Origin of the sequence: Micromonospora sp. NPDC048999 (genome assembly GCF_040649295.1) — a bacterium.
Classification (GTDB): domain Bacteria; phylum Actinomycetota; class Actinomycetes; order Mycobacteriales; family Micromonosporaceae; genus Micromonospora.
Map to the genome: position 1 here is coordinate 90007 of NZ_JBEZFI010000015.1, position 25193 is coordinate 115199.

The following is a 25193-nucleotide window of genomic DNA, read 5'->3' on the forward strand; positions in this document are numbered from 1 at the left end:
TGGGAGTACGACCAGTTGACCGCACAGCCTGAGACCCTGTACGGGGCCGACGACCTGACGCACCTGGAGGGGCTGGACGCCGTCCGCAAACGGCCCGGCATGTACATCGGCTCGACCGACAGCCGTGGCGTGGGTCACCTCGTCAACGAGATCCTCGACAACTCCACCGACGAGGGTGTCGCGGGTCACGCCACGAAAATCGATGTTTTCCTGCGCGCCGACGGCTCGGTCCAGGTCGACGACGACGGCCGGGGCATTCCCACCGACGTGCACGCCAAGTCCGGCATCTCCGGCGTGGAGCTGGTGCTGACTCGCCTGCACGCCGGCGGCAAGTTCGGCGGCTCGGGCTACAAGACCTCCGGCGGTCTGCACGGCGTCGGCGCCTCCGCGGTCAACGCGCTCTCCCGGCGGTTCGACGTCACGGTCCGCCGCGGCGGCAAGATCCACGCGATGTCGTTCCGGCACGGCGTACCGGGAATCTTCGACGGCGACGGCCCGGACGCGCCGTTCACCCCCGGCCCCGGTTTGCAGATCGTCGGCGCGATGAAGCGGGGCCAACGCACCGGCACCTCGATCCGCTGGTGGCACGACCCGCGCTACTTCGAGACCGGCGCCGCGCTCGACACCCAGGCGGTCCGGCTCAAGCTGCGCAACACCGCCTTCCTGGTGCCCGGTGTGGCGTACCGGCTGCGCGACGAGACCGGGGAGGAGGCCGTCGAGGAGGGCTTCCACTTCCCCAACGGCCTCACCGACATGGTGGAATATCTCGCCCCGGCCGGCGACCGGCCGGTCTCCGGCACCCTGCTGGTCACCGGCGAGGGGACCTACCGGGAGAACGCCGCCGACGCCAACGGCGTGATGCAGTCCAACGTGCAGCGCCGGGCCGAGGTCGAGGTCGCGTTCCGCTGGGGCACCGGCTACGAGCGCACCGTCGAATGCTTCACCAACACCATTCGCAACGCGCACGGCGGCACCCACCGCAAGGGTTTTGAGCGGGCCCTGGTGCGTACCCTCGCCGAGGCTGCCCGCAACACGCGTGGCCTGCTCAAGCCCAAGGAGGACGCGCCAACCCTGGACGACGTCCTGGAGGGCATGACCGCGGTGGTGCACGTGCGGATCCCGGAGCCGCAGTTCACCTCGCAGACCAAGGACGAGCTCTCCACCGCCGGCATCACCAAGGTGCTGCAGAGCCTCGTCGAGCAGCACCTCAAGGCCTGGCTGGACGACCGGAAGACCAAGGCCGAGGCCCGGACGGTGCTCCAGAAGATCGTCGACGCGGCCCGGGTCCGGCTCACCCAGAAGCAGCAGAAGGACGCGGCCCGGCGTAAGACCGCCCTGGAGGGCGCGTCGATGCCGGCCAAGCTGGTCGACTGCCGGGCCACCGGCGTGGACCGCAGCGAGCTGTTCATCGTCGAGGGAGACAGCGCCCTCGGTACGAGCAGAATGGCCCGTTCATCCGAATATCAGGCCCTGCTGCCCATTCGCGGCAAGATCCTCAACGTGCAGAAGGCGAACCTCCAGCAGGTGCTGGACAATGCCGAGTGCGCGGCGATCGTGCAGGTGCTCGGTGCGGGCTCGGGGCGTACCTTCGACCTGTCGGCGTTGCGCTACGGGCGGGTGCTGATCATGGCCGACGCGGACGTCGACGGCGCGCACATCCGTACCCTGCTGATCACGCTCTTCGCCCGCTACATGCGGCCGCTGATCGAGGCCGGCCGGCTCTACGCGGCGATGCCGCCCCTGCACAAGATCACCACCAAGGGGCGCAACCCGCAGACCATCTACACCTACACCCAGGCCGAGATGGAGGCGACGGTCCGCAAGCTGGAGAAGGCCGGCAAGCAGATCGTCACCCCGATCCCGCGCTTCAAGGGTCTCGGCGAGATGGACGCCGACGAGCTGTGGGAGACCACCATGAACCCGGCCACCCGGGCGGTCCGCCGGATCACCCTCGACGACGTCGAGGCCGCCGAGCAGATCCTCGAACTGCTCATGGGGGAGAAGGTCGAACCCCGCCGCAACTGGCTCATCGAGTCGGCCGACCGGGTCGACCGCGAAGCCATCGACGCCTGATCACCGGGTTCGTTTCGGAAGGAAAGCTGAACCATGGCACGCCGTAAGGACGACCGCGCCCGCGCCGACCTGTCCGCGTTCGACCAGGCTGGCGCGCGGGTCTTCGACAACCCGCTGGTCACCGAGGTCTCCGACTCCTACCTGGAGTACGCCTTCTCGGTCATCCACTCCCGGGCCCTGCCCGACGCCCGGGACGGCCTGAAGCCGGTGCACCGGCGCATCCTCTGGTCGATGTACGAGCAGGGCCACCGTCCCGACCGGGGGCACGTGAAGTCGGCCCGGATCGTCGGCGACGTGATGGGTAAGTACCACCCGCACGGCGACGCCGCGATCTACGACGCGATGGTCCGGCTCGCCCAGGGCTTCTCGCTCAACGCCCCGCTCATCGACGGGCACGGCAACTTCGGCTCCCCGGACGACGGCCCGGCTGCCGCGCGCTACACCGAGGCCCGGATGTCCCGCGAGGCGATGTTGCTCGTCGGCGAGTTGGGCGAGGACACCGTCGACGTCGAGCCCAACTACGACGGTTCGCTCACCCAGCCCACCGTGCTCCCGGCGGCCTTCCCCAACCTGCTGGTCAACGGCGCCTCCGGGATCGCGGTCGGCATGGCGACCAACATGATCCCGCACAACCTGGGCGAGGTCGTCCAGGCGGCCCGCTGGCTGATCAACCACCCGGACGCCACGCTGGACAAGCTCATGGAGTTCGTCCCCGGCCCGGACCTGCCCACCGGCGGGCTGCTGCTCGGCCTCGACGAGGTGCGCCGGGCGTACGAGACGGGGCGCGGCGTGGTGCGGATGCGCGGCCGGGTGGAGATCGGCCCGCTGGAGGGCAGCCGGGGCCGGCAGGCCATCACGGTCACCGAGCTGCCGTACGGCGTCGGCGCGGAGAAGGTGATCGCGGCGATCACCAACGAGGTCAACAAGACCAAGCGCCTGACCGGCATCGCCGACGTCAAGGACCTCACCGACCGGGAGAACGGCACCCGGCTGGTCATCGAGTGCAAGGTCGGGGTCAATCCGCAGGCGCTGCTGGCCGACCTCTACCGGCTCACCCCGCTGGAGCAGTCCTTCGGGATCAACAACCTGGTCCTGGTGGACGGCCAGCCGCAGACCCTGGGGCTCAGGGAACTGCTGAAGGTCTTCCTCGCCCACCGCTACGAGGTGGTGACCCGGCGCAGCGCCTACCGCAAGCGCAAGCGCGAGGAACGGCTGCACCTGGTCGACGGCCTGCTGATCGCCCTGCTCGACATCGACAAGGTGGTCAGGCTGATCCGGGCCAGTGAGGACGCCCAGGCCGCCAAGGACGGCCTGATGCAGAAGTTCAAGCTCTCCGAGATCCAGGCGACCTACATCCTGGACACTCCGCTGCGTCGGCTGACCAAGTACGACCGGCTGGAGCTGGAGGCCGAGCAGGAGAAGCTGCGCGCGGAGATCGCCGACCTGTCGCGGATCCTCGACGACGACAAGGTGCTGCGGAAGCTGGTCTCCGACGAGCTGGCCGCCGTGGTCAAGCAGTTCGCCGCCGAGCGTCGCACCACGCTGGTCGACGGCGACCTCAAGGAGGTCCTCGCGGCCTCCGTGCCGGCCGGGCCGCTGGAGGTCGCCGACGACCCGTGCCAGGTGATCCTCTCCGCGACCGGGCTGGTCGCCCGGACCGCGGCCGAGTCGGAGGAGGCCGCCGAGGGGCGCCGGCGCAGCGGCCGGGTCAAGCACGACGCCGTACGCGCGGTGGTGCACTCCACGGCGCGCGGCCGGGTGCTCCTGGTCACCAGCGCCGGACGGGCGTTCAAGGTCGACGTGCTGCCGCTGCCGGTGCTGCCCGAGCAGTCCGGCACGGTGTCGCTGCGTGGCGGCATGTCGGCGGCCGAGCTGGTGCCGCTGGAGCCGGGTGAGACGGTGGTGGGGCTGGCGCCGCTCGGCGCGACCGCCGAGGGCTCGCCCGGCCTGGCGCTGGGCACCCGGCAGGGTGTGATCAAGGTCTGCGCCCCCGAGTGGCCGGTGCGCTCGGACGAGTTCGAGGTGATCTCGCTGCGCGACGGCGACGAGGTGGTCGGGGCGACCTGGCTCACCGACACCGCCGAAACCCTGGCGTTCATCTCCTCGGAGGCGTCGCTGCTGCGCTTCGCCGCCTCGTTGGTGCGGCCGCAGGGCCTCAAGGGTGGCGGCATGGCCGGCATCAGCCTGTCGGCCGGGGCACACGTGGTGTTCTTCAGCGCGGTCAGCACCGACGCCAAGGGGCACGGCGAGCCGATGGTGGTCACCTCGACCGGTGCCACCGTCAAGGTGACGCCGTTCAAGGCGTACCCGGCGAAGGGGCGGGCGACCGGCGGGGTGCGGGCGCAGCGGTTCCTCAAGGGCGAGGTGGACCTGGCGGTGGCCTGGGTGGGCCCGCGCCCGGTCGGCGCGACCGCCAACGGAGACCCGGTGGACCTGCCCCCCGCCGACCCCCGCCGCGACGGCTCCGGCTTCGCCGTCATGCTCGGCCCCACCGTAGTAGGCCACCAGATCGAACGCGACTGACCCATCCCGGACGCGCCCCAGCCCACCCGGCCAGGGGCGCGTCCCCACCCCCCTACCCCACCCCCCGCCCGGCCCCGCCCGTGGCACTAGCTGTCGATCATGAGGTTAGCGGCCCCGAAACGGGCATTTCGTGCAGCTAACGTCATGATCACCGGCGGGGTCCGGGGCAGGGGGGATGGGGGGAACGGTCAGAGTTCGGGTTCGGGGCCTCGGCGGGAGGCTGGGGTGGTGTTGCGGAGGCGGGCGATCAGGCGCATGCCGTGGTAGACGACCAGGGCTGCGGCGGTGCCCAGGGCGATGCCGCTGAACGACAGGTCACCGGCGGTGAGGGTGTAGTTGGCCGCCCCGACGATCACCGCGACGGCGGCGGCCATCAGGTTGACCGGGTCGTGGAAGTCGACCCGGTTCTCGATCCAGATCCGTGCCCCGAGGATGGCGATCAGGCCGTAGAGCGCCGTGGTCGCCCCGCCCAGCACCCCGGCCGGGACGGTGAGGATCAAGGCGCCGAACTTCGGGCTCAGCCCGAGCAGCACCGCCGCCAGACCGGCCACCCAGTACGCGGCGGTCGAGTAGACCCGGGTCGCCGCCATCACGCCGATGTTCTCCGCGTACGTGGTCGTGCCGGAACCGCCGCCCGAGCCGGCGAGCACGGTGGCGATGCCGTCGCCGAGGAACGCGCGGCCCATGTCGCGGTCGAGGTTGCGGCCGGTCATCGCGGCGACCGCCTTGACGTGTCCGGCGTTCTCCGCGATCAGCACCAGGATCACCGGGATGACCAGCACCACCGCCCGCACGCTGAAGCTGGGCGTGTGGAACTGGGGCAGCCCTACCCAGGCGGCCTCCTTCAGCCCGGTGACCGCCTTCGGGTCGAGCTGGCCGAGCAGCGCGGCCAGCACCCAGCCGACCACCACGCCGAGCAGGATGGACAGCCGGGCCAGGAAGCCCCGGAAGACCACGGTGGCGAGCAGGATCGCGGCCAGGGTGACCACGGCGATCAGTGGCTGTGCCTTCACCCCGCCGCTGCCGCCGCCGTCCCAGGCGACCGGGGCGAGGTTGAGCCCGATCAGCGCGACGATCGCACCGGTCACCACGGGCGGCATCAGCGCGTCGATCCAGCGTGCCCCGGCCAGCTGCACCACCACGCCGACCAGCGCCAGCACCGCGCCGACCACCACGATGCCGCCGAGCGCCGGGCCGATGCCGCCGCCGGCCTTGGCGGCCAGCACCGGGGCGATGAACGCGAACGACGAGCCCAGGTACGAGGGCAGCCGGTTGCCGGTGATCAGCAGGAAGAGCAGCGTGCCGAGCCCGGAGAAGAAGAGCGTGGTGGCCGGGGGGAAGCCGGTGATCAGAGGCACGGTGAAGGTGGCGCCGAACATCGCGACCACGTGCTGCACGCCGACGCCGACCGTGCGCGGCCAGGAGAGCCGCTGCTCGGGATGCACCACGTCGCCGGGCCGGACGGACCGGCCGTCGCCGTGTAGCTGCCAGGGAGACCAGCCGGATCGCGGCTCGGTGGGGGACTGGGTCATGCTGCGCCCTTCGCGTCGAGAGGTGACGGGGGCGTGATCTCGACCCTGAGAGCTGTTTGTATCACGGCGCCGGGCGCGGCCCGGAGCCGGCTGGTGTCAGGCCACCCCGGTCGGACGGAACTGGACGCTGACCCGGGGACCGACCGGCCGGGCGGTCTTCGGCACGGCGTGCTCCCAGGTGCGCTGGCAGGAGCCGCCCATGATCACCAGGTCGCCGTGGCCGAGCGGGAAGCGCAGACTCGGCCCGCCGCCGCGGGAACGCAACAGGAGTGGACGCGGGGAGCCGAAGGAGACGATGGCGACCATGGTGTCGACGTGGGCCGACCGGCCCAGGGTGTCGCCGTGCCAGGCGACGCTGTCTCGGCCGTCGCGGTAGAGGCACATCCCGGCGGTGACGAAGGGCTCACCCAACTCGGCCGCGTAGTGCCGGGTGAGCGCCGCGCGCGCCGCCGTGAGCACCGGGTGGGGCAGCGGCCGTCCGGCGGCGTACCAGCAGAGCAGGCGGGGGACGTCGACCTCGTTGTCGTACATGGTGCGGCGCTCGGCCCGCCAGGGGACGTCGCGCAGCAGGACGTCGAGCACCGGGTCGGAGCCCCGTACCCAGCCCGGCAGGTGGTCGACCCAGGCGCCGTGGCTCAGCTGGTGCCGGCGCAGCCGGCCGGCGAGCGGGCCCAGAGCCGGCCCCTGCGCGGCGAAGTCGAGCATCGAGGGCTGGTACGCGAGGTCGGGCACGTCGCCGATCCTACCCGGCGATCGAACAGGCGTACGAGGATCAGCGCCGCAGCATCCGGCGGACCGGTCCCCGGACGGCCTGCCGTACCCGCTCGCGCAACTGCTGGGCCTGCAGCGAGTCGATGGTTTCCTGCATCGTCTTGTTCTGGTCCCGCAGCAACTGGATCCGGGTCAGCAGGTCCTCGGTGGCGGTGGCGGTGGCCGGCCGCACCGCGGGCGGGTAGGTGGTCTCGCGGACCCGCTGGTCGAAGCGGGCGGCGCTGTCCCCGTCGGCGAAGACGTTGCCGAGATCGTGTCGGGCGAGGAAGTCGATGATCCGCGTGAAGCGGGCTTTGTGGCCCTCGTTGAAGCTCGTGTAGTCGGCCTCCGCGTAGAGGTCGGCGGCGTCGACGTCCGCTGGGACGTCGCGCATGATCCGGTACGGGATGCCGAAGTAGCGGGCCAGCTCCAGGGTGCGCGAGTCGTGCGCGAAGAGGTAGCCGGGAATGCCGGCGAGCAGCGCCGTGATGGTGCCGTGGATCCGGGTGCCGAAGGCGAAGTCGAACCCGGAAAGGTACGACATCCAGGTCCACGGATCGACGAACATCCGCACCTTGTCCTCGACGAAGAGCGGGTGCGAGGTGTGCACCGGAATGCCGCTCTGCTTGCCCCGCTGCTCGGCGGCGTCGCCGTAGAGCAGCGTGCCGAGGGTCTTCAGGTCCTGCGGCAGGTAGCGCAGGTTCGGGTAGCGCTGGTGGTGGTGGCTGACGATCTTGGCCATCGAGGAGACGTACGGCGAGATGGTGAGCGCGATCCGGTCGTCGGTGCCCAGCGACGCCTTCGGCTTGTCGATCCGGAAGCTGTCACCGTGCAGGAACATCGACGGACAGCCGATCTGCTCCACCGCGGAGAACCCCAGGGTGCGCAGGTAGTCCTCGGTGACCTCGCCGCGTACGCCGATGCTGTGCGAGCGGTCGAGCACCGCCCGACAGAACGCGCTCACCGGCTTGTCGATCGGGCGCAGGTACTCCCGGTCGCCGTCGACGTTGGTCTGCACCCCGACCCCGAGCACCACCACCGGGATCTTCAACCGCTCGATCAGCCGGGTCATCGACTCCAGCCGGTGCGCGTAGCTGCGCCGGAACGCGTTGGCCAGCGGGACCACGAAAACGTCGTACTTCTCGTTGATCTCGGCCGCGGTGCGCGGGTCGGGCCGGAACCACCGCGACGGGGTGATCTCCGCCGTCGAGGTGGCCAGCAGCTTGTACGCGGCGTGACTGAAGACCAGGTTTCCGTTGTTGTCGCCGATCCAGTTCCGTTCGAAGGTATCCTCCGGGGTGATGACGTCGAACGGGCCCTTGCGGCCGCGCAGAAAAATCCGCTGATGCATCCGGAGCTGTCCACCTTCCATCCCGGGCACCGCGTGCCCGGCGGGAACCGGACCGGCCCGGCCAGCGTGCGATCCCCGTTCCATGCAGGAACCGCGATTTTAGGCCATCGGGTGAACTCGATGGAAATCCGCTCATCGGGCGGCCGGCCCGTCGCGCTCCGCGCCCCGCGCACCCGCCGTTTGTCCGGTTCGGCACCCCCCGGGCCGGCCGGTGCGACACGCCCGGCGAAGGTGCGTTCCGGTCGTTTCGGCGGTAATTTGGGGCCCGTGCTTCCGATCGTGCTCACCTGTCCCATGTGGTGGGTGGCGCGCTGGACGGCCCGCATGCTGGCCAGCCTGGCCGTGGTCGTCTCCTGTTCCCTCGGCGCCGCCGCGGTGCCCCTCGGCCCGGCCGTGGCGGCTCAGGCGGCCGCCAACACCCTCGCCGTCGACCCGCCGACCCTGCGGGCGGCGCGCCCCGGCAGCCCCGAGCCCGGTTCCGCCCGCCGGGTCCTGATCCGCTGGTCCGATTCGGCCGCCGAGGCGGCCGGCCCGGCCGCGTCCGGCGCCGTGGTCGGCTCCGACGCGCGCGCTGGACAGCAGGGGCCCGGCTTCGGCGCGGTGGGCATCCCGGTCGGCGTGCCCGACCCGGCGGCACGGCGCGGGGTCGAGGTCGCCCCGGTGGACCGGCAGCCCGTCCTGACCGGGCTGCTCCCGGCGGCCGTCGGCTCCCGGGCCCCGCCGGCCCGCTGACGGTTCCCGGGCCCGCCCGGCCCGTCGACGACCTCGCGGGCCACGGCCCGTGTTCGCCGTACCGACCGAACCCTCACCCGCACCTGCCCGACGGCGGCCCCGGCGGCGCCCACCCCCGGTCGCGCCCCGCCCCGGGCGCTCGTGCGGACCTCTTGCCACGTCGTTCCCGTGAGGTGCCGACCATGCAGAAGACCGTTCTCTACCACTTCCTCACCGGTGTCCCCGCAGCCGTCGCCATCTGGTCGATCCTGCTCGTGCTCGCCCTGGCCGTGCTGGCCGTGCTGGTCACCCGGCCGGAACGCCCGATGGATCCCGGCCCCGATCCGGCCGCCGAGGAGGCGGCCCGCCGCGCCGACCTGCGCCGGTACGCCGACGAGGTGGCGGTGGCCGCCGCCGGGGCCGCGCAGAGCGCCCGCCGGCGTCGCGAGCAGTGGCTGACCGTCCAGGCGGCGGCCGAGCGGGCCTGGCGGGCGTACGACGGGGCCGAGGCGACCGCCCGACGCCTCGCCGGCACCGCCGTGCTGCCCGAGCCGCGTACCCCGCGCACGCCGGCCGAGTACGCGGCCCGGGAGCGGTGGCTGCACCGCGCGGCGATGGCGGCGCACTGGCGGGGCGATCTGACCGCTCGGCAACTCGCCGACGTCCTCGCCGGCCGCAACGGGTGGGACCCGCGGCGGCACCCGGCCGAGCAGGAGATCGTCCTGGCCCGGGCAGTACGCGACGGCCGGCGGGCCGGCTGGCGAGCCGCCGCCGAGCGGGAGCAGCGGGCGTGGCGCGACGCCGAGGTGGCCGTCGACGCAGCCCGGACCCTGGCCGCCGAGGCGTACGCCGCCGCCGCGGCGCTGCGCCCCGGCCCGGTCCCGGTGCGCGGCACCGGGCCGGTGGCCCCGGCTCGCGCGGCTGTACCGGCCGGCGTCCGCGCCGCCCGCTTCCGTCCGGCGCGGGTCGGCTGAATCGTTACCCAAATCCGGTGAGCCAGCTCACCCGAGCGGAGAAACGGTCATCCGGGTCGGCTCGGGTGATCGATCCCGCGATTCCGGGCCGATCGTCCACCCGATGTCCGATTCACGCCCGACGGTTCCGCGATAACTGCTCGTCCCATTGAGTAGCGTCAGTCGCTCGCTGTTCCGGTCGGCACCGCCGATTCCGATGTTTAAGCAGGTGGGAGCGCTTGGCAGATGGCAGACCCGCCGGTAGTGTCGGCGCGTCCGGTGCGGTTCCCGATCGCAGATGGCGACGCCGTGCCGACCCGCTCAATCGTGATCTCACGAACCGGGGACCCAGAGCAACACCGGGGTGAATCCGCGAGCTACGGCCCGCGGTAGGGCGTACTTCCCGCCCGAATCCGTCAGCTAACCCGGTAGGCGGTTACGGAAGGAGTGCCAGCCTCGTGCGCACCACCCCCCGTTCCTCCCCAATCCTCCACGGCGTCGCGGTGCCCTTGCTCGCCTGACCGGCGAGTCGGATTCCGGTAACCGCCCCCGTAGCCCGGTCCACCGGGCTCGTCCCCTTCCCGCGGCATCCCGCCCAGAAACGTGCGTGAGTTCCTCCGCACGTCGGGCCGGCGTGTGCCCGCTCAGGACCCCGTGGAGGAACACGTGAAGCACCGTCTGAACCTTGAACTGCGGCTGAAGCGTCAACTGCGACGCCTCGCGACCGAGCGCTCGTACCAGATCGTTGCCGGCTCCGCAGCGGCCCTCGTGCTGGCCGGCGGGACCGCTGCCGCGCTGACCACCGGCGACGAGGCGCCCGTCCGCCAGGAGCGCACGGCCGCCGTCGCCGAGCTGGCCCCCCAGCCCGTCGAGGTCGCCGCCAACGGCGAGGTGCAAGCCGCCGCTGCTGCCCCCTCCCCGTCCGACTCGCCGAGTCCGTCGCCGTCGGCCGCGCCGTCCGACTCTCCGTCCGCCGCGCCGTCCGACTCGCCGAGCGCGTCGCCGTCGGCGAAGCCCAGCACCGCCAAGGCGGACCCGGATGTGACCCCCGCGGAGCAGCCGAAGCCGCCGTCGACCAAGGTGCTCGACTACGACTACCAGGCGCAGACCGCCTACTGGAACTGCGGCCCGGCCGCGGTGCGTAACGCCCTGAGCGCGACCGGCATCGAGACCACCCAGGACGCGATGGCCGTCCCGCTGCACGCCGGCGTGAACGGCACGGACTCCGCCGAGGACACCACCCGGGGCTTGAACCAGATGGTCAAGGGCAGCCCGTACCAGACGCACATGATCTCCGGCCAGGCCGCGACCCCGGCGCAGATGGACCAGCTCCAGGCCGACCTGGTCAACGCGATCGGCGACGGCCGGGGCGTCGTGGTCAACATCGCCGGCTCCGCCACCGACACCAGCGGCGGCTGGCACTCGTTCCCCGGCGGCCACTACATCGCCGTGGTCGGCTACAAGGACGACGGCCGGACCGCGCTGATCGCCGACTCGGCGAACCCGTCGGTGCCGTCGTACTGGATCACCACCATCAACCTGGCGAACTGGGCCGCCACCCGCGGCTACTCGGCCTGATCCCACCCTCCCCCCGTCGGGCACCGGCTCCTGCGAGCCGGTGCCCGACTCCGTACGCGGGTGTCTCGCGTGTCGCGCCGGTCCGGTGGCACACTGCGCCGTATGGCCGATGAGACGGGTACTCGCCAGCTGCTGCTGCTGCACGGCCTGGGCGCCACCGGCGAGGTGTGGCTGCCCTGGGCGCCGCTGCTGGAGCGCCGCTGGGCGGGCCGCTGGCTCGCTCCCGACCTGGCCGGCCACGGCTGGTCGCCGCCGCTGCCGGCGTACTCCTTCGAGGCCCTCGCGGAGCGGGTGGTGGCGGGGCTCGGCCCGTTGGCTGAGCGACTCGGCCCCCGGGACCGGTTGGTGCTGCTCGGGCACTCGCTCGGCGGGGTGGTGGCACTGGCGTTGGCCGCGCGGTCGCGGCGGCTGCCGGTCGACGCGGTGATCGGGCTGGGCATCAAGGTCGGCTGGACGCCGGCCGAGCTGGGCAAGGCCCGTGAGCTGGCCGAGCGGCCGGTGACCTGGTTCGCCAGCCGGGACGAGGCGGCCCGCCGCTACCTGCGGGTCGCCGGGCTGGCCGGGCTCTTCGTCCCCGACGACCCGGTGGTGGACGCCGGGCTGCGCCGCGAGGACGGCCGCTGGCGGCTGGCCATGGATCCGGCCGCGTTCGCGGTGGGGGAGCCGGGACTGCCGGCCCTGCTTGCCGCGACCGACGTGCCGGTGCTGTTGGCCCGGGGCGAGCAGGACCCGATGGTGAGCGACGCGCAGCTCAAGGAGCTGGGTGTCCCGGTGGTCACGCTGCCGGGGCTGGGCCACAACGCGCACGTCGAGGATCCGGAGGCCGTCCTCGCCCTCCTCGACCCGTATCTCTGACCGGGATCCGTAGACAGCGACGGCGTGATCGGTGGCCGCTCAACCGTCCGTCGTGCCTCCTAGGTCAGGCAGGGCATGCGGTTCAGCGCGAACCGGCTGGGCGGCACGATGCCGTTGGCGATGTACCCGATGAGCGGCTGGGCTCCCGGTGCGATAACTGAGTTCCAGCCGGCATCCTGGACGACGACGGTGCCGTTGGTGTGACTGATCAGCGTGGCGTTCCAGAGCGCCACGATCGGTTGCGAGTTCGGCATGGCCCAGCTCAGTGTCCAGCCGTCGATCGTCGGTGGGTTGATGGTGCCGACCGTCACCCACACGATCGCCCCGTCCAACGAGGCCCGCACGATGCAGCTGGCGGTCGGATCGGCGCTGAGTAGGGTCGGTGTCTCGGCATTCTTCGTCGCGTGAGCGGCGGTGCCACCAGAGGCCAGGATGGTGACGAGGAGCGGCAGGGCCAGGATGCGGGCCCACCAACGAGCCGGTCGGGTCGGGCGACTGGGCACGGGAAACCTCCTCTGGACTGATGGCATCGAGAGGTGCCAAGAAATCCATAATGACCGATGGAATGTCCGCTCGGCCAGAGGTTCCCGTAGGCGTCAGGCGGTGGGGTGCAGCGGCGCGCCGGCGCGGGCGACGGTGTCGGCGCGCCCTGGCCCCGGCGGAGTCCAGCCGGGGTCGAGTTCGCGGCGGGCGGCGTCGAGGAACGCCTCGGCGTACGCCTCGGTGGGGAAGTCACCCAGGTAGCGGGTGCGGGTGGCCCAGCGGGCCGCCGCCTTCGGGTCGGTGTCAAGCAGCCCGGCCAGCACGTCGTCCACGTTGGACATGTCCCGGCGCAGCACGTAGCCGGAGCCGGCGAGGGGGAACCGCGCGACGAAGTGCTCGCCGTCGGTGCCCATGTCGGTGACCGCGTACGGCTTGCCGGAGTAGAGCCAGTCGGAGATGACCCCGGAGACGTCCGAGATCAACGCGTCGGCGCGGTTGACGCATTCGGTCAGGGTCAGGTCGCGGCCGGCCGCCGCCCCCCACAGGTGGGCCCGGCCGGTCCTCGCCCGGTCCGCCGCCAGCAGTTCGGTCAGCCGGGCCAGGTGCCGGGCCGAGGCCGGGTTCTGCGCGGTGTACGGGTGGGCCCGCAGGATCACCGTGGCGCCCCGGTCCAGCAACCGGCGGATCACCGTCTCGGCCACCGGCAGCGAGCAGTAGTTCGCGTCGGCGTGGTGCCCCGTCCAGGTGGGCGTGTAGAGCACGGTCGGCTGCGTCCGGCCGGGAGTCGGCTCCCGGCGTACCTCGATCGCCTCCACCTGGGGCCGGCCGACCACGACGAACTTCTCGGCGGAGATCTCCACGCCGGCCCGGGCGTACCGGTCGATCGCGGCCTGGCCGGCCACGAAGATCCGGTCGAAGATCGCCGAGACCGGGTTGGCGCTGGGCGCCTTGTCGCTGTCGCCATGGTGCAACTGCACGTGAGTGAGCTGCGAGAAGCGGATGCAGTGGCTGTTCTTCGCGCCGTGGTTGACGTAGAAGGCCGCGCGCAGGCTCGGCACCAGGGCCTCGTCCAGGGCCTTGAGCGTCGGGCAGAAGACCACCGGCGCGCGGGTCGCGGCGGCGATGGTGGGCAGGAACTCCGGCTCCCGCAGCAGGACCAGGAACGGCCGGCCGATCCGCTCCAGGTACGGCAGCCACATGGTGACCTGGTATTCCGAGCCGGGCGGGGCGGAGAAGTAGAGCACGAACTCGGGCTGGTGCCGGCGCAGCGCCCGGCCCACCGGACCGCCCCCGGTGTTCGGCCGGAGCCGGCGCCGGGCCAGGTCGAGCGCGACCGCGCCGCAGGCCGCGCCGACCAGTAGGGCGGCGGCCAGCGCCACCCAGGCGGGCAGGACCAGGCCGGCGGCCACCGCCACCAGGGCGAGCAGTACCAGCAGCGCGTCGCCGAGCCGGGCGGCGACCAGCGGGGTCCAGGACCGGACCGGAAGGTTGGCCGCGCGGATCTCCAGGGCGCCGGCGTCGCGCAGCGGCCCCGCCAGCAGGACTAGGCTGAGCAGCACCAGGCCGGCGGCGGCCAGGGCCGGGTCGAAGCCGGCGTCGAGCCGGCGAGCGTAGCCGACCAGGATCCCGGCGGCGATGAGCACCGAATCGGCGACGCCGTCGGCGCTCGGCCGGACCCGGCGTCGTTCCCAGCCGGCGGCGGCCAGGGCGGCGACCGCGATCGCCAACCCCCAGCCGGTCGCCCCGGTGAGCGCCACCACGAGGACGGCCAGCACCGCCAGCCCGGTGGTCAGCACCCGGGCGAGCAGTTTCCGGACCAGATCAGCAGGCATGGCGCCGGTTCGCTTCCGTCCTGCCGTCAGCCGGCGTCGACGCCGCTGGAGAGCTCGTCGTCGGCCGCGGCGGGCTGGGTCGGCACCGCCGCCACCGGCTCGCCGGGCGCCCGGCGTACGTCGATCACCTGGCCGGTCAGCTCCGAGATCAGCACGTCCAGGGAGGCCCGGGCGACCGCCTCGGCGGACAGCAGGGTGTGCTCCGGCTCCTCGCCGAACGCCTTGGTGCGCATCGGGGTCGCGGTGCGCTCCGGGTTGACGCAGTTGACCCGCACGCTGAGCTCGGCCCACTCGTCGGCGAGCGCCTGGGTCAGGTTGACCAGCGCGGCCTTGGTGGCCGAGTAGAGCGCGTACCGGGCCCGGCCCCGGGTGTACGAGCTGGAGGTGTAGAGCAGCAGCTGGCCCTTGGTCTGCCGCAGGTACGGCAGCGACTGCCGCGCGATGGTGACCGGGCCGACGAAGTTGACGTGCAGGAGACGGTCCATCGTCTCCTCGTCCATCTCGGCGAGGGCGCCCCGCTCCAGGATGCCGGCGGTGACCACCACGTGGTCGATCCGGCCGGTCGCCTCGAAGGCGGTCTTCAGCGCGGTGGCCACGTCCTCGGCCCGCTCGACGTGGGTGCCGGTGGTGGATCGGCTGAACGGGAACACCTGGGCGCCGTAGCCGCGGGCCAGCTCGGTCAGCTCGTGGCCGATGCCGTAGCTGCCGCCGAAGACGACGATGGTCCGGCCGGTGAGATCCTCGGCGTAGCTGCGGTCGTCGTCCACCCGGGGCGCCTGGGCGGAGGCGAGCTGGAAGAGCTTGTCGGCCAGGTGTACGTCGACCGGGTGGGTGACCTTGATGTTCTCGTCCGAGCCGTCGATCACCTTGATCGGCGTGCCGGGCAGGTAGCGCAGCACCACGCCGCAGTCGTCGGTGGCGGCGAAGTCGGGGTCGCTCTCGGCCCGCTCGTACGCCTCCCGGATGGTGCCGGACCGGAACGCCTGCGGGGTCTGGCCCCGGCGCAGCGTGGCGCGGACCGGGATGTCGGTGATGCAGTCGTTCTCGTCGACCTGGACGATCGTGTCGGCCGACGGGATCGCCACGTCGACGGCCGAGTACGTCCACAGCGCGTTCACGCACTCGCGGACGATCCGGGCGCTGACCAGCGGGCGGACCGCGTCGTGGAAGAGGACGTTGACGTCGTCTCCGCCGATCGCGTCGAGGGCGATGCGGGTGGTGGCGTTGCGGGTGTCGCCGCCCTCGACGACCTTGCTGACCTTGCGGAAGCCGGCCTTGTCGACGATCTGCTGCGCCTCGGCCACGTGACCGGCGGCCATCAGCACGATGATCTCGTCGATCTCGGGGGCGGCCTCGAAGACGGCCAGGGTGTGTTCGATGATCGGCTTACCGGCGATCTTGAGCAGCTGCTTGGGGATGCCCAGCCCGAGCCGGGTCCCGGTGCCGCCGGCCAGCACCACCGCCACCGTCCGCGAGGGCCGCCACGGTGTCGCCGCCGGCAACGCGGCGTCCGGGCTGGTGGTGTGGTCCTGCGTCATTGCCGATCCTCACTCTCGACGATGGGGGATGGCCGCCAGGCGACCGGATGAACCCTAACGTGTTGATTCGGGCGACTCACACCGCTGACCGCGTACGCTTCGTCACCGGGTGATATCCCGACGTTACCTGCCGTTCGAAAAGTCCTCGTAGGCCTGCAAAACCTCGTCGGTGGGGCCGTCCATACGCAGCTCGCCCGATTCCAGCCAGATCGTTCGCTCGCAGGTGTCCCGGATCGAGGAGAGCTGGTGGCTGACCAGGAAGACCGTGCCGGCGCTCTCGCGCAGCTCCCGGACCCGCCGCTCGCTGCGCTTGCGGAACGCCTTGTCGCCGGTGGCGAGCGCCTCGTCGATGAGGAGCACGTCGTGCTTCTTCGCGGCGGCGATGGCGAAGCGCAGCCGGGCGGCCATGCCAGACGAGTAGGTGCGCATCGGCAGTGAGGCGAAGTCGCCGCGCTGGTTGATGCCGGAGAACTCGATGATCCCGGGGGTCTCCCGGGCGACGTCGGCCGGCAACATGCCCATGGCCAGGCAGCCGAGGACGACGTTCCGCTCTCCGGGGAGGTCGTTGAGCAGCGCGGCGTTGACGCCGAGCAGGGAGGGCTGCCCCTGGGTGTAGATCGCCCCCCGGTCGACCGGGAGCAGGCCGGCGATCGCCCGCAGCAGGGTGGACTTGCCGGAGCCGTTGGTGCCGATCAGCCCGATCGCCTCGCCCCGGTACGCGGTGAAGCTCACCCCCTTGACCGCGTGCACCTCCTGCACGTTGGGGGCGGAGCTGCGCTTGACGAGCCGGCGCAACGCGGCGACCGGGGTGGTGCCGCCGGTGGCGCCCTTGTGCACCCGATAGACGATGTGGGCCTCGTCCACCACGACGGTGGGGATCCGCGGTTGCAGCGTGGGCAGCGCCACGGTGGCCTCGTCGGAACCGGGGAAGTGCTCAACCACGGCCGTACTCCTGTTCGCCGCGCCAGAAGTAGATGAAGCCACCGATGCCGGCGACCACGGCCCAGCCGGCCGCGACCAGCCAGAGCTGGGTGATCGACTCGTTGAGCATCGGTGCCTGCTTGAGTAGGGCGTACCGGGCCAGCTCGATGTAGACCAGCATCGGGTTGAACGTGATCACCGTGGCGGCCCACTCCGGCAGCCGGGTGAACAGCCGCGCACTGTAGAGCACGCCGGAGCTGTACATCCAGGTGCGCATGATGAACGGCATGACCTGCTTCAGGTCGCTGGCCTTGGCACCCAGCCGGGCGACCAGCATCACCACGCCGGCGTTGAACACCGCCTGGAGCACCAGCGCCGGCGGCAGCATCAGCCACTTGAGGGTGAGCGGCTCGCCGGTGACCAGCACGATGCCGATCAGCACGATCATCGAGGCCAGCAACTGCTGGAACTGGGTGAGCGTGGCGGCCAGCGGCAGGCTGGCCCGGGGGAAGTGCAGCGCCCGGACCAGCCCGAGGTTGCCGCTGATCGACCGCGTGCCGGCCAGGATCGCGCTCTGCGTGAAGTTGAAGATGAACAGGCCGGTGGTGAGGTACGCGATGAAGTTCGGGGTGCGATTCTGCTCAAGCACCAGGCCGAAGATCAGGTAGTAGACCGCGGCGTTGGTCAGCGGGGTCAGCACCTGCCAGACCTGCCCCAGCTTCGCGTTGCTGTAGGAGGCGACGAGCTTGGCGTTCGCGTACGCGGCGATGAAGTGCCGGTAGGCCCAGAGTCGGCGGCTGTACTCGACCAGCGACGGGCGCTCACCGGCGACCCGTAGGCCGTGTCGAGCGGCCAGCTGCGCCTGGGTCAGGCCCGCGTCGGGGCCGGCCAGGGCGGTGTTGGCCATGAGCTGGGCGCTCCGATCTTTCGAACCAACAGGACGGGGGTGACGATCAGCTGGCGGTGTGCCCGCAGCTGCCGGAGGGGGCTCGTCGCGGGGTGGACGGTAGTCCAAAACACGTCGGGACGCAACCGTATCGTCGTTACGGTACTCTGCTTCCCGTGACAGCTGCGAAGAGTCTCACGTGACCACCGGGAAGGGGCGTGCGCCGGCTGGTGCGGCCGTGCTGCGCGGAGAGATCACCAGGGCCATCCGCAAGGCCCTCATGCAGGAGTTGGCCGCCGTCGGCTACGGCCGGCTCTCCATCGAGGCGATCGCCCGCCGGGCCGGCGTGAGCAAGACCGCCGTCTACCGGCGCTGGAGCTCGAAGCTGGAGCTGGTGCTGGAGACGGTCGTCGCGGCCGCCGGCAGCAAGCTGCCGTCGCTGGACACCGGCAGCCTCCGCGGTGACCTGGGGCTGCTGTTCCAGGTGGTGGCGGCCGCCCTGCGCCACCCGCTCGCCTCACAGATCATTCCCGACCTGCTCGCCGAAGCCGCCCGTAACCCGACCCTGGACGAGGCCCTGCAGCAGGTGCTGCGCAGCAAGCAGCAAGAGATCGGCGGCCGGCTGGTCGAGCGGGCGGTACGCCGCGGCGAGCTGCCGGCCGGGGTGGACCTGGCCGCGGCCGTCGACCTGATCGTCGGGCCGCTCTACTGGCGGCTCGCCATCGCCCGGTCGGCCCCCACCGACGCCTACCTCGACGCGCTGGTGGAGGCGGTGGCCACCGGCCTGGCCGCGGCCCCGGCGGTGCCTCGGCAGCGCGACGTGCCGGTGCCCGGTCCGGTCTGACCGTCGGCCGTCCTCACGATCGCGGTGGTCAGCCCACCTGGCCGACCGGGAGCCGGGAGACGATGTGCCGGGCAATCTCCAGCGAGCTGGTCGCCGCGGGGGAGGGGGCGTTGAGCACGTGCACCTGCCGGTCGCCCTCGACGATCAGGAAGTCGTCGACCAGGCCGCCGTCGGGCAGGATCGCCTGTGCCCGCACGCCCGCGCCGGCCGGCACGATGTCGGCCGGGCTGAGCTCCGGCACCAGCCGGGCGAGGCTGGCGGCGAACTTCTTCTTCGACAGCGAGCGGGCCACCTCGGTCAGGCCGTACCGGTAGTGCCGGCGGCCCAGCGCCCAGAGGCCGCGGTAGCTCAGCTCGTCCCACACGTCCCGCAGGTTGATCCGGCCCCACGAGTAACCCTCGCGGGCGGTGGCGAGCACGGCGTTCGGGCCGGCGTGCACGCTGCCGTCGATCATGCGGGTCAGGTGCACCCCGAGGAAGGGGAACTGCGGGTCCGGCACCGGGTAGATCAGCCCCCGCACGAGGTCCCGACGCTGCGGGGCGAGTTCGTAGTATTCACCCCGGAACGGCACGATACGCGCAGGCGTGGACACCCCGGACATGCGGGCGATCCGGTCCGCGTGCAGGCCGGCGCAGTTGATCAGCACGTCCGCGATCACCTCACCCCGGCCGGTGGTGACCACCACCTCACCGCCGCGGTTGGCGACCCCCGTCACCTCGGTGCCGGTCCGCAGGTCCGCCCCGCCCGCGGCGAGCAGCTCGGCGAGCTTGCGGCAAACCGCGCCGTAGTCGACGATGCCGGTCGAGGCGACGTGCAGCGCCGCCACGGCCGCCACGTGCGGCTCGTGCTCGCGGGCCTCGTCGGCGCCGATCAGCTTCACCGGCAGCCCGTTGGCGAGCGACCGCTGGTGCAGGGCGTGCAGCCGGGGCAGCTCGGCCTCGTCGGTCGCGACGATGAGCTTGCCGCAGACGTCGTAGCTCAGGTCGTGCTCGGCGCAGAACTCTTTCATCGACGCGCTGCCGGCCTTGCAGAGCGTGGCCTTCAGGCTGCCCGGCTTGTAGTAGACGCCCGCGTGGATCACCCCGGAGTTGTGCCCGGTCTGGTGCGCGGCCCAGCCGGACTCCTTCTCCAGCACGGTGAGGGAGTCGCCGGGACGATCGGTCATCAGCCGGTGCGCCACCGCGAGCCCGACGATGCCGCCACCCACGACCACGAACCTTGTCATCATCTCTCCCCAGGCCGACGCCGTGACCGATGGTAACCACGGGACCCGCACGGCCGGACTGCGGTCGACCCCCGGGGGGTGGCCTACACTGCACCGGGTCCACCACTCGGGGAGTCTTATGTCTGAGATCATCGCGCTCGGTCAACCCACGGTCGGTGATGCGGAGCTCGCCGCCATCGCGGAGGTCTTCAAGTCCGGCTGGCTCGCCGGCGCCGGGCCGACCTGCCGCCGCTTCGAGGAGCGCTTCGCCGTCGCCGTCGGCACCGGGCACGCCCTCGCCACCAACAACTGCGGGTCGGCACTGCACCTGGCGCTGCTCACCCTCGGAGTCAAGCCGGGGGACGAGGTCATTGTCGGCGACTACACCTTCCCGGCCACCGGCCACGCGGTGATGTGGACCGGCGCCAGGCCGGTCTTCGCCGACGTGCGTCCGGACATCTGGACCGTCGACCCCGCGGCCGTGGAGGCGGCGATCACTCCGCGGACCGTCGGCATCATCGCCGTGGATGTGGCCGGCCAGCCGGCCGACTACGACGAGTTGCGGGCCATCGCCGACAAGCACGGGCTGTTCCTGGTCGAGGACGCCGCCTGCTCCGCCGGCGCCACCTACAAGGGCCGGCCGGCCGGCAGCCTCGCCGACATCGCCGCATTCAGCTTCCACGGTCGTAAGGGCATCACCGCCGGTGAGGGCGGCGCGCTCACCTCCGACCGGGAGGACCTCATCGCGCACGCCCGCAAGCTCCACACGTACGGCATCGAGGGCGCGCTGACCCGGGCCGCCGCCACGGACCTGCCGATCCCGACCTTCGACGAACTGGGCTACAACTACCGGCTCTCCGACGTGGCCGCCGCGATCATGCTCGCCCAGCTCGACCGGCTGCCCGACCTGATCGCCACGAAGCGTCGGATCGCCGCCCGTTACGCCGAACTGCTCAAGGACCTGGACCTGGTCACCGTGCCGGCCGAACTGCCCGACCGCGAGCACCCGTGGCAGGCGTACATCCTGACGCTGGACCCGAAGGTCGACCGCGGGGCGGTGGCGATGGGGCTGCGGGAGCGGGGCGTGCAGTGCAACTTCGGCACGTACTCCTCGCACGTGCAGCCGCTCTACGGCGAGCCGGCCCAGCCCTGCCCGGTCTCCGCCGACGTCTTCGCCCGGCATCTCGCCGTCCCGATGCACGCCAACCTGACCGACGAGCAGGTCGACCGGGTCGCCGCCACCGTGCGTGAAGTCGTCACCGCCGTCGCCGCCGGACGCTGAACCAGCCTCAGAAGGGAACTGTTCCAATGACCAAGAAGGTCCTCATCACCGGTGGTGCCGGGTTCATCGGCCTGCACGTCATTCCGCTGCTGCTGGAGAAGGGCTACGAGGTCCGGATCCTCGACAACATGCAGCGCGGTGACCGGGCCCGGGTCAACGAGCTGATCCAGACCGGCAAGGTCGAACTGGTCGAGCAGGACGTCCGGTACGGCGGCGCGGTGCACAACGCCATGAAGGGCTGCACCCACGTCATCCACTTCGCCACGGTCTCCATCAACAAGAGCCAGGCCGACCCGTACGAGTCGATCGACATCAACATGGTCGGCAACAACAACGTGTTCGCGGCCGCCGCCGACCACGGCGTCGAGCGGCTGGTCTTCGCCTCCTCGGCCTCGGTCTACGGCGACCCGAAGAAGCTGCCGATGCACGAGGACGACGAGCTGAACCCGCTCACCCCGTACTGCATCTCGAAGCGGGCCGGCGAGGACCTGCTCGGCTTTTACCAGCGCAGCAAGGGCCTGTCCTGGATCGCGCTGCGCTTCTTCAACGTCTACGGTCCGGGCCAGAAGATCGAGGCGTACTACACCAGCGTCATCAACACCTTCATCCAGCGGCTGCGGGCGGGCCAGGCGCCGATCATCGACGGCAAGGGCGAGCAGTCGATGGACTTCATCCACGTCACCGACCTCGCCAAGGGCGTGGTCGCGGCGCTGGAGTGCGAGCAGGACAACATGCCGATCAACATCGGCACCGGGGTGGACACCTCGATCGCCCAGCTGACCAAGATCCTCATTCAGGCGGTCGGCACCGACGTGGAGCCCATCTTCAACCCGCGCGACGTGCTGGTCAGCCGCCGGGCGGCGGACATCACCCGGGCCCGCGAGGTCCTCGGCTGGGAGCCGCGAATCACCGTCGAGCAGGGCATGTCGGAGTTGGTCCGTAACTCTGCGCCGTCCGCCTGACGCGCGTCCACACGCGACGGCCTCCGGTGGGGTGTCTACCCGCCCCGGAGGCCGTCCGCGCTACGGGCCGCGGTGCGATCAGTCCTTGTCGGCTATGGCCTTGGCCCAGGCGGTGAGCTGCTCCGCCACGTCCGCCGGCAGGCCGGCGGGCAGGTCCGCCCGCCCCTTGAGGTACGCCTCGAACCCGTCGACCACCGCGTCGTCGCAGCCTCGCCGGGACAGCCCCACCCGGTTCACACCGCTGGCTCGCGCCGGGTTGCCCACGGTGATGGTGAACGGCTCGACGGGCCGGCGGACAGCCGAGCCCATGCCGACCATGGCACCCGGACCGACCTGGCCGAACTGGTGCACCACGGTGCCGAGACCGATGTTCGCCCAGGACCAGACGTGGGTGTGGCCGCCGAGGGCCACGTTGCCGGTGAGGGTGACCCAGTCGTCCAGCACGCAGTCGTGCCCGACGTGGCTGCGCGCCAGCAGGTAGCAGTCGTCGCCGACCCGGGTCGTCTCCTGGGTGCCCTGCTGGATGGTGACGAACTCGCGGATGGTGTTGCGGTCACCGATCACGACGCCGCCGCCCTCGGTCGGCCCGTCCCAACCCGCCGGGTGGGGGCCGCCGCGGTATTCCGCCGGCGTGCCGATGACCGCGTGCGGCCCGATCCAGTTGCTGCTCCCGATCCGGCTGGGACCCACGATCACGGCGTACGGGCCGACGATGTTGTCGTCGCCGAGTTCCACATCGGGGCCGACGACGGCAGTGGGGTGGATCTGGTTCGCCATGCTCATCCGCTCTGGAGACGTCGTGCCGAGGCTGTCCGGGTGCCGGAGCTGTCCGGCGTCGAGCCGCCGGCCCGGCGCCGGTCGGGAGATTACCGGATGCCATCTTCCTCGCCGGTCAACCGGAACACGTTGGATGCTTCGCCCTACTCGCTGGCGTCGGGTCGTCACGCTCGAGCACCGTGCGGCGGGATTTCGCAGCCCCAGCGGGCCTGAGGTAGCGTAGGCGCGCTCGTTTCCGACAAATCCGCCGGCCCGGCGTACCATCCATCGATGGGCCGGCGCCCCCCGACCCGCGTCGACGTCGACAGGAGTTGCCGCTGTGCGGATAGCGGTCGTCAACAACTTCTTCCCGCCCCGCCCCGGTGGAAGCTATCACCTCGCGGCTGCGCTCGCCGAGCGCTACGTCGCGGCCGGCCACGAGGTGTTGGTGCTCACCGCCGCGTACCCTGGCGCTCCCGCCGAGGAGGAGCGCGACGGCTACCGGGTGGTGCGACTGCCGGCGATGCCGATGCCGAAGCTCGGTCTCTCCATCGACTTCGACATGGCGTTCGCCCTGGCCCGGCCGGGCAACCTGGGGCGGGTCCGGCGGCTGCTGAACGAGTTTCGACCGGACATCATCCACCAGCACGGGCAGTTCTTCGACCTGAGCTGGATCTCCGGCTGGTACGCCCGCCGGCACAAGCTGCCGGTGCTGCTGTCGATCCACACTCGTCTGGAGAGCCCGGACCCGAAGTATGCGGCGCTGTTCAAGATGCTGGACCGGTTCCTGGTCAAGCCGATCATCACCCGGTTTCACCCGCGCTACGTGATCATGGACGAGTTGGCCGCAACCTACTGCGCGGAACGCTACGGAGCGACAACGCAGGATTACGAGTACATCCCGGTCGCCGTCGAGCCGACCAGGTTCGCCGGCCAGCCGAGCATCGACGTCCGGGCCCGGCACGGCGTCGGTGACGCACCGCTGATCGTCTCCCTCGGCCATGTGATCCCGCTGCGGGACCGGCTCGCCCTGATCGAGGCGCTGCCGACGATCCTGGAGAAGCACCCCGACACCAAAGTGATGGTCATTGGTCGGGTCTACTACGACGCGTTCGCCGAGCGGGCCGCCGCGCTCGGCGTCAGCGACGCCGTCATCACCACCGGTGTGGTGCCCTCGGCCGACGTGCCGGCATACTTCGCCGCCGCCGACGTGGTCGCCCACGACCTGCAGGGCGGCGGGTTCGGCACTGCGAGCCTGGAGGCGATGGCGGCCGGCCGGGCGACCATCGGCACGGTCACCGAGACCAACTTCCCGGCGGTTCGACTGCACAACTGGGAGAACTTCGTGCTGGTCCCGCCGGACGACCCGAACGAGCTGGCGGAGGCGGTGATCCGATTGCTGGACGACCCCGAGGAGCGTGAGATCATCGCCAAGCGGCAGCGTGACCTGGTGTACGCACACTTCACCCTCGAGGTGGTGACCCGGCAGCACCTGGACGCCTTCGACCGGATGATGGGGCGGTCCTGACCATGTTCCTCGACGACGAGCGCAGCAATCGACTGCGCCCGGCCATCCTGAACGACTTCGTCGGCGGCCTGCTCAACGACGTCGAGCGGGCGCGCCAACTCGGGCTGCCGGAGACCACCCGGATCCGCGAGCGTACGAAGATAGTCAGCCCGGAGAACCTGGTCATGGGCGAGCACTGTTGGATCGGGGAGAACACGGTCCTCGACGCCAGCGGCGGCCTGGAGATCGGCGACCACACCAGCATCGGGTTGAACTGCCTGGTCTTCACCCACTCCAGCTGGTTGGCCAACATGATGCTGGAGAACCACCCGGGTAGCGACCTGATCGAGCGCAAGCCGGTCAAGATCGGCAAGGGTTGCTTCATCGGCGGCAACAGCGTGATCATGATGGGTGTCACGATCGGTGACTGCGCCACGATCAGCCCCCTGTCGGTGGTCACCAAGGATGTACCCGCATACAGTCTGGTGTCGGGCAACCCGGCCCGGGTTTTCCAGCGCTACGACGAGGAGTACCTCCGCAAGGAGGCCGAGCGGGTACGGGCTGAGAACGCGGCCCGCAGAGCCGAGGCGGAAGCGCGGGGAGAGGCTCCGGCGTGGGGCTCCCCCGCCCTCAGGCGTCACGATCAGTGACG

General features: G+C 71.4%; 21 protein-coding genes and 1 riboswitch. Of the genes, 11 read left to right on the top strand and 10 right to left on the bottom strand.

What is annotated here, in order from left to right:
* The first annotated feature begins 15 nt into the window (after positions 1-15).
* Complete coding sequence (locus AB0C02_RS18095; protein WP_357549305.1) at positions 16-2073, top strand: DNA topoisomerase IV subunit B; 2058 nt, start codon at positions 16-18, stop codon at positions 2071-2073.
* 33 nt (positions 2074-2106) lie between these two features.
* Positions 2107-4596, top strand: a complete 2490-nt coding sequence (locus AB0C02_RS18100) for a DNA topoisomerase IV subunit A (RefSeq protein ID WP_357549306.1) — start codon at positions 2107-2109, stop codon at positions 4594-4596.
* Between the two features lie 188 nt (positions 4597-4784).
* Here the strand turns inward: AB0C02_RS18100 and AB0C02_RS18105 are convergent, their stop codons facing one another.
* From AB0C02_RS18105 to AB0C02_RS18115, 3 genes are all read right to left on the bottom strand, one after another.
* Entirely contained in the window at positions 4785-6128 is a 1344-nt protein-coding gene (locus AB0C02_RS18105) for a solute carrier family 23 protein (protein WP_357549307.1), read from the bottom strand.
* Positions 6129-6224: 96 nt separating this feature from the next.
* Positions 6225-6860, bottom strand: coding sequence for an alpha-ketoglutarate-dependent dioxygenase AlkB (locus AB0C02_RS18110; RefSeq protein WP_357549308.1), 636 nt, complete (start codon positions 6858-6860; stop codon positions 6225-6227).
* A gap of 40 nt (positions 6861-6900) precedes the next feature.
* On the bottom strand, positions 6901-8229 hold the full coding sequence (locus AB0C02_RS18115) for a polysaccharide pyruvyl transferase family protein (protein WP_357549310.1): 1329 nt from the start codon (positions 8227-8229) through the stop codon (positions 6901-6903).
* Between the two features lie 267 nt (positions 8230-8496).
* Between AB0C02_RS18115 and AB0C02_RS18120 the strand changes: the two genes are divergently transcribed.
* The 4 genes from AB0C02_RS18120 (at position 8497) to AB0C02_RS18135 (ending at position 12326) form a co-directional block, all read left to right on the top strand.
* Positions 8497-8961, top strand: a complete 465-nt coding sequence (locus tag AB0C02_RS18120) for a hypothetical protein (protein WP_357549311.1) — start codon at positions 8497-8499, stop codon at positions 8959-8961.
* A 182-nt stretch (positions 8962-9143) separates the two neighbouring features.
* Positions 9144-9914: a hypothetical protein gene (locus tag AB0C02_RS18125; protein WP_357549312.1), complete on the top strand. Its 771-nt coding sequence runs from the start codon at positions 9144-9146 to the stop codon at positions 9912-9914.
* A 287-nt stretch (positions 9915-10201) separates the two neighbouring features.
* Positions 10202-10343: riboswitch (cyclic di-AMP (ydaO/yuaA leader) on the top strand.
* A gap of 216 nt (positions 10344-10559) precedes the next feature.
* A complete protein-coding gene (locus AB0C02_RS18130; RefSeq protein WP_357549314.1) occupies positions 10560-11471 on the top strand; it encodes a C39 family peptidase in 912 nt (303 codons plus the stop codon).
* A gap of 102 nt (positions 11472-11573) precedes the next feature.
* Positions 11574-12326 (top strand): alpha/beta fold hydrolase, encoded by a 753-nt coding sequence (locus AB0C02_RS18135; protein WP_357549316.1) that lies wholly within the window; start codon positions 11574-11576, stop codon positions 12324-12326.
* A gap of 59 nt (positions 12327-12385) precedes the next feature.
* Here AB0C02_RS18135 and AB0C02_RS18140 read toward each other — a convergent pair whose 3' ends face one another.
* The 5 genes from AB0C02_RS18140 to AB0C02_RS18160 all read right to left on the bottom strand — a co-directional run bounded on the left by AB0C02_RS18140 (position 12386) and on the right by AB0C02_RS18160 (position 18007).
* The gene (locus AB0C02_RS18140) at positions 12386-12829 is read right to left on the bottom strand and encodes a cellulose binding domain-containing protein (protein ID WP_357549318.1); all 444 of its coding nucleotides are present in this window, start codon (positions 12827-12829) and stop codon (positions 12386-12388) included.
* 93 nt (positions 12830-12922) lie between these two features.
* Positions 12923-14641, bottom strand: a complete 1719-nt coding sequence (locus tag AB0C02_RS18145) for a CDP-glycerol glycerophosphotransferase family protein (protein ID WP_357549319.1) — start codon at positions 14639-14641, stop codon at positions 12923-12925.
* 26 nt (positions 14642-14667) lie between these two features.
* A complete protein-coding gene (locus AB0C02_RS18150) occupies positions 14668-16179 on the bottom strand; it encodes a bifunctional cytidylyltransferase/SDR family oxidoreductase (RefSeq protein ID WP_357549320.1) in 1512 nt (503 codons plus the stop codon).
* Positions 16180-16302: 123 nt separating this feature from the next.
* Positions 16303-17121, bottom strand: coding sequence for an ABC transporter ATP-binding protein (locus tag AB0C02_RS18155; protein WP_357549321.1), 819 nt, complete (start codon positions 17119-17121; stop codon positions 16303-16305).
* A complete protein-coding gene (locus AB0C02_RS18160; protein WP_357549322.1) occupies positions 17114-18007 on the bottom strand; it encodes an ABC transporter permease in 894 nt (297 codons plus the stop codon). The genes AB0C02_RS18155 and AB0C02_RS18160 overlap by 8 nt, the downstream gene beginning before the upstream one ends.
* 217 nt (positions 18008-18224) lie before the next feature.
* Between AB0C02_RS18160 and AB0C02_RS18165 the strand changes: the two genes are divergently transcribed.
* Positions 18225-18830: a TetR/AcrR family transcriptional regulator gene (locus AB0C02_RS18165; RefSeq protein ID WP_357549365.1), complete on the top strand. Its 606-nt coding sequence runs from the start codon at positions 18225-18227 to the stop codon at positions 18828-18830.
* 28 nt (positions 18831-18858) lie between these two features.
* Here the strand turns inward: AB0C02_RS18165 and lhgO are convergent, their stop codons facing one another.
* Positions 18859-20055, bottom strand: a complete 1197-nt coding sequence (gene lhgO, locus AB0C02_RS18170; RefSeq protein WP_357549323.1) for an L-2-hydroxyglutarate oxidase — start codon at positions 20053-20055, stop codon at positions 18859-18861.
* Between the two features lie 118 nt (positions 20056-20173).
* On the opposite strand from lhgO, the gene AB0C02_RS18175 reads away from it, so the two are divergent.
* Positions 20174-21316: a DegT/DnrJ/EryC1/StrS family aminotransferase gene (locus AB0C02_RS18175; protein ID WP_357549324.1), complete on the top strand. Its 1143-nt coding sequence runs from the start codon at positions 20174-20176 to the stop codon at positions 21314-21316.
* A 26-nt stretch (positions 21317-21342) separates the two neighbouring features.
* On the top strand, positions 21343-22278 hold the full coding sequence (locus tag AB0C02_RS18180) for an NAD-dependent epimerase/dehydratase family protein (protein ID WP_357549327.1): 936 nt from the start codon (positions 21343-21345) through the stop codon (positions 22276-22278).
* Positions 22279-22356: 78 nt separating this feature from the next.
* On the opposite strand, the gene AB0C02_RS18185 is transcribed toward AB0C02_RS18180, so the two are convergent.
* Positions 22357-23061 carry a UDP-N-acetylglucosamine acyltransferase gene (locus AB0C02_RS18185; RefSeq protein WP_357549328.1) on the bottom strand — a complete coding sequence of 235 codons (705 nt, stop codon included), beginning with the start codon at positions 23059-23061 and terminating at the stop codon, positions 22357-22359.
* 313 nt (positions 23062-23374) lie between these two features.
* On the opposite strand from AB0C02_RS18185, the gene AB0C02_RS18190 reads away from it, so the two are divergent.
* Together AB0C02_RS18190 and AB0C02_RS18195 are read left to right on the top strand one after the other, a co-directional pair.
* A complete protein-coding gene (locus tag AB0C02_RS18190) occupies positions 23375-24562 on the top strand; it encodes a glycosyltransferase family 4 protein (RefSeq protein ID WP_357549329.1) in 1188 nt (395 codons plus the stop codon).
* Between the two features lie 2 nt (positions 24563-24564).
* Positions 24565-25191 (top strand): acyltransferase, encoded by a 627-nt coding sequence (locus tag AB0C02_RS18195; protein WP_357549331.1) that lies wholly within the window; start codon positions 24565-24567, stop codon positions 25189-25191.
* Positions 25192-25193 lie beyond the last annotated feature (2 nt).